The sequence below is a fragment of the Methylobacterium sp. CCH7-A2 genome (assembly GCF_001557075.1).
Classification (GTDB): domain Bacteria; phylum Pseudomonadota; class Alphaproteobacteria; order Rhizobiales; family Beijerinckiaceae; genus Allobosea; species Allobosea massiliensis.
Genome location: NZ_LSKN01000180.1, coordinates 1 through 5,068 on the forward strand (window position 1 = coordinate 1; position 5,068 = coordinate 5,068).

The window sequence follows — 5,068 nt, forward strand, 5'->3', positions numbered from 1 at the left end:
CACGAAATCGACGCCGCTGGAATCGGCCGGACGGTCTTATGGGTTTACGGCCTAGTCGCCGCAGGTCGAACAGCGCCTCCCCCTCGCGCGCCCAACGCTCGACATCGACGACCCGGTGGACCGAGAATGACATTTTGCGAAGCGAGCCTTGCGATCGGCTCAATCGCTCAGAAAGCGGGGCGTAGAGTTCGCGGAGGACATTCTCTTCGCTGAGCAGAGCATCAAAGACGCGTCGGTATCCTGCCTCGCGTTCGCCGATGAGCGACTGCGCGCGGCCGGAGGCAGCCTCGCAATCGGTCAGCTTCTCTCGCAGCTTCTCGATATTGGTATTCTCGTCCACAATGCGTTTCGAGATAGTGGCATATTGCTCCGCCGACTGGCGATCGACCGTCACTAGCTTCTGCAAACGCTCGGCCTCGGCCTCGAGCATAGCCAGCGGCATCTTCTCGAGATCATCGTCGTCCGCAACGAAAGCGCCTTCGATCGTTACCGGGTTTGTCGGCGCTTTGCCCTTCCAGGATGCCAGCTTCTGTTCCACATCGAGCTGCTTCTCGCTCACGACAGCATCGACGTTACCCTTATGCGTCAGCCCGAACGGCTCCCATTGGGAATCCCCGATGAGCTTGGTGCCGAACCGGTCCTTCAGCCTGCGCAGATCCTCGGGAGCCCGGTTATTGCGCAGGTCGGACACATCCTGCTTCACCGAGAGAATTGATGAGCGCTGGTTCGCATAATAGCGCACATAGCCTCGCACCTTGTCCGCTGCCGTCGTTACAGCGTTCAGCCTGGCAGCTCGCTTCTCCGTGCCCTTGCCTACGAGCCTCTGACGGTCCGCTGTGTAGCGGGCGACAAGCTTCTCCTTTTCGTCGATCTGCGCCTTCAGTCCCGCGACCAGATGCATTTTCTCGCGCTCTGCACCGATGCGTTCAGAAACGGTCGCCAAAGCATTCTGTTCTCGCTCGCGCGCATCGCGGAAATGGGACGCGCGCCGCGACCGGAGTTCGCTGAAATCTGAAGCGCCTTCGCGGTCATCGGCGGAGTGCGCTTCGAAAATGACACGCTCGATCTCGCCCATAAGCGCGTCCGTCATACCTGCGGACGAGCAGAGTTCATCGACGAATTGCTGGGTCAGGTAGCGAGCACGCTTGTAGCGCGACCGGAACGGTAACGGATCCTCGACGAGTTGGCGGGTGGTCAGCTCTTTCCCATCTCCCCATGCGATCTCGACGGACTCGTCAGACAGCAGCTCACCTGCTCGCGCGAGGAACGATTGGGCGTTCTCGCGTTCAGGGAGCGCATCGCACCCTGCTGCGATCATGTCCGCCAGCGCGGTCTTGCCAGAGCCTCGTGCCCCGATGATGGCGACGAGACCCGGATTGAGTGCGATCGCCGGCGTCGTTGCCCAGGGCGCGTCGTGGATGCGGATGGAAGCGATGGCCTGCGAGGGGGTAGCGCCCATGGGCGGCTCTTCACCGACATACGCCCGCGCCGGCTCTATGCATGCCTGACCAAGTGCATCGAACGATACACCGCCCTTGATCCATGAGAAGCGGCTTAGATCAGGCTGCGCGACCGTCGCGAGCGCATGCGCGTCGCATCCGTGGAGGCAGGGCTTCAGTGCGCCATACCGGTCCTTGATGACCTGTGGAGGATGATCGGCCTTTCGTCCGAGCCAAAAGTCCCGTTGGGACGGGCTACTGGCAAAGATCACATGCGCGAACTTGCCGATATTCTGGCGCATCACAACATCGGCGCCATCGCGCACGCCTCCAACACCGTCATCATTTCCTGACACGGCGACCACAATGTTATCGTGGGCCCAGCCGAAATCCCGGTATGTGGTCTCCAGCTGTTCAAGAGAGACCTTGAACTGCTCCGATCCATAAGAGAGCGCAGAGGCGTCGTCCGTGAGTGCTGGGTTCTCGCGCCTACCAAGCCTGGTGAGGTCGGCGGGTGTGCAAGCGTAAGTATCGTCATGCGCGCGAAACGTCAGCCTCGTGAGGAAACGGCGGAGTTGTTCCAGATGCTCCGTATCGTCAGGACGTACGAGCAGGTGGACGTTGACGTAGCTACCCTTCACGGTCCCGATGCCCAACCGCATCTCGATATTCGGGAATATAAGCTGGCAATCGGGAAGCCGGCCCTCGTTCTGCCACGCCTTGACCACCCGCTCATAAAGAGTGGTGCTATAGTAATCCGTAATACCAAGCGCATGGATCTTCGGCGTTGCGGCCTCTAACGCTGAAAGATACTTCTCCCACGCATCGCCGCCGGCGAATTGGTCGTTTAGGACAGTGCCCGGAGCATGGATATGTGGCTCCCAGCGATGCCAGAGGGATCCCGCTGAAAGTAGTTCAGCCGTCACGACCATAATAGCGCCCCCCGTTCCGGCACATTGATGCTATCCGGAAATATTTCCAGTCATATACAAGTATCGGCTAAGGTGGCCAGCATTCCGTTCAGATACGGAAGAGATTGACATCGTCGAGCGCGACGTCATCCGGCCGTCGATCACGGAGCGGCGTCGTGCGGATCGGAGCTTGGTTCGCCATCGTGCGGGCCTGTTCGAGCGTGCCGCCATTTTTCTGGCTGCAAGAGAGCGCCCCCCCCCCCGAGAATCTGTCGGGAGCCAACCCAGGCTGCGTGCCAATCGCTAAAGTGATCCACCCTAAAGCGGACATCCCCAACGTCGGAAATGGGCCAAAATCGTCAGTCGCCTTACGACAGGGATGTGCCCGAGATCGGCTGTAGACCGGCGCCGGCGTTACGGCCGACGCGCGCGGTCGTCGTCCTCCGTGAGTGGCTAGGCCGGAGTCGCAGCCTAACCGCTCTCCACCAGGCCGGCCTCATCTGGCCCGAGCGCATCGCGCCGCTCGACCAGCCATGCCCGGATCGCATTGAGGGCCGGCCGCGACGCCGGCTCGCCCGTCGCCACGAGCTCCTCGCAACGCGCGAGCGCCTTGGGGATCGTCATCCACGGCACCTCATCCCTCGTCGCAAGCCGATGCTTGAGCCAGTCCTGCCCGCGGCGGCATGCGTCGGGCGAGAGCGTCTCCGGCGCGCTCAGGAAGACCTGCCTGATCGCCAACGAGCGCAGCCTCGGATCCCGGATATGCTGGGCTGCGAAGTTCGCCCGCAACGCCCAGGGCAGCTGATGCCAGCGCTCGCAAGCTGCAGCATCGGCATTCGAGACGAAGCCGCCGGAGTAGAGCTGCTCGTCGACCCAAGGCGAAGGTTCTCGGTCGTCGTATCGTCCCTCCAGCGCCAGGGCCAATTGCCGCGTGAAGGTCGGATGATCCCAGAGCGCCCGTGCCCGGGCGCGGTAGACCGACAGAGGCAGCGGCGTGACCAGCGAATGCGCCGCCTGGTCCCACCCGAACAAGATGGGTTGCGCATTGGTCTTGACCTGCCGGATCGGGGACCGACCGGCGCGGATCAGCGCGAGAAGCTCTGAAGCCTGCAAGTCGACCAACCCGGCCGGATCCTCGCTGAGATCGATGACGATGCGCGCGTTCGGGTTTGTCGGCGAGACGATGAAGGGCGCGACCGGCACCAACCGGGAGACAGCGCCGAGGACGACGACGTCGTCGTCGGCCATCACGATGTTGGGCCCGCTCTTCTTCGCGTTCGCCAACATCGCCGTCATGGTCGTCGGTGCCCGATCAAGCAGGAGCTTGAACAGGTCGCGCGTCGCGCGCACGTCGGCGAGGGCATCGTGAGCATCGCTCTCGCTGAGGTCGATCCCATTCAAGCGGCAAACCTGGCCGAGCTTCAGCACCGGCTTGCCGTCAGGGCTGCGCGGCACCACGACCGCATCAGGTTCCAGCATGATCACGGCGCGCAGCATGACCAGAACATCGGCGCGGCCATGCCCCGTCATCGAACCCAGATAGGGCGGCAGAAGAGTTCGAAAGTTCGATTGTCTAATGATTTCATCATCATAGGAGATGTTATTGTAACCGATGATCATGCAGGGCCTGCAGTCGGTCATGATCCGGGCAATCTGCGCCATCATCTCCGGGTGGCTGAGCGGCTGCTCCTCGAGCATCGCCGGCGTGATGCCGGTCACCAGCAGTGCGTCGGGCGACGGCACGACATGCGCGGGCAATCGGCAGCGTAGCGTCAGCTCGCGCTGGATGCGCAGTTCGGCATCGGTCTGCACGAACGCCGCCTGCAGCGGAACGTCGAAGCAGGGAGACAGTCCGCTCGTCTCGAGATCGTAGAAGAGGTAGCTCATCCCGCCGCCCTCAATGCGTCGGCCCAACGGGCCGGTCGAGGGGGATCAGGACGACGCCGGCTCGTTCGCCATCGGCCTGCATCGCCGCCTCCGCCATGATCGCGGCATTCGAGCGGACGACCTCATGCGGCACGCGGATGAGGGCCTCGAAGACGCTGACCTTCAGCATCAGGACGGCGCGATCTTCGGTCGGGATCTCGGCGAGGAGGATCGCCATGCGCCGGGCGGCCATGCGGGCACCCTGCGCGATCTGTCGCCCGGACAGCCCCTGTAAGCCGTCATAGCATTCCGGCGCCGCCTCGATCCGCCGGGCATGGCCCAGATGGGCCTGGAAGCGGGCGAAGAGCTCTTCGGCCCCCAGCACGCCACGATACGCCCGCGCATACAGCGCGAGTTCGTCCTCCTGCGGCCCCGGCTCGTCGCGGCCGCCGCCCTTGTCCTGGCTCGTCATCTTGTTTGTCCATGGAGCGCGGACCCGGGCGGCCCGCTCCTGAGGCGCCTATTCCCGGGGGTGACCCAACACAGGTCCCGCCATCTCCTTCTCCCCCGCTTCGAGCCGCTGCCGTCGCGTGCAGACGCGGTCCGCCTTGACGGTCTGCTCGACATTGTTCTTGTTATGTTCACCCAACGATCAGCTAGCACCCAGGACCGTCATGTCTGCCGAACGCCAGCCCGCAGAGCCTGAAGCCGCCACCGTCTTCCCGACCGACGCCGATATCGACGCCGTGCTTGACGAGGCCAAGCGCGATGCGAGGGCGGCGATCCGCATGCTGCTTGTCGATCTCGACCTCCTGGCGCGCGATCACAACGCCACGGTCTCGCATGGCTACG

At 63.3% G+C, this 5,068-nt stretch carries 3 protein-coding genes; all 3 read right to left on the minus strand.

Features of this window, described 5'->3' with window-relative positions; translation table 11 throughout:
- Positions 1–2,371 (minus strand): TrlF family AAA-like ATPase (locus tag AX750_RS13805; RefSeq protein WP_082737665.1); only part of this gene is annotated, 2,371 nt, incomplete at its 3' end.
- Positions 2,372–2,821: 450 nt separating this feature from the next.
- A complete protein-coding gene (locus tag AX750_RS13810) occupies positions 2,822–4,237 on the minus strand; it encodes an exonuclease domain-containing protein (protein WP_066734683.1) in 1,416 nt (471 codons plus the stop codon).
- A 10-nt stretch (positions 4,238–4,247) separates the two neighbouring features.
- Complete coding sequence (locus AX750_RS13815; protein ID WP_066719403.1) at positions 4,248–4,688, minus strand: hypothetical protein; 441 nt, start codon at positions 4,686–4,688, stop codon at positions 4,248–4,250.
- Between the last annotated feature and the right edge of the window lie 380 nt (positions 4,689–5,068).

Coding starts and splice junctions, on each gene's coding strand:
- AX750_RS13815 (WP_066719403.1), bottom strand. CDS start 4,688: ATGACGAGCCAGGACAAGGGCGGCGGCCGCGACGAGCCGGGGCCGCAG.
- AX750_RS13810 (WP_066734683.1), bottom strand. CDS start 4,237: ATGAGCTACCTCTTCTACGATCTCGAGACGAGCGGACTGTCTCCCTGC.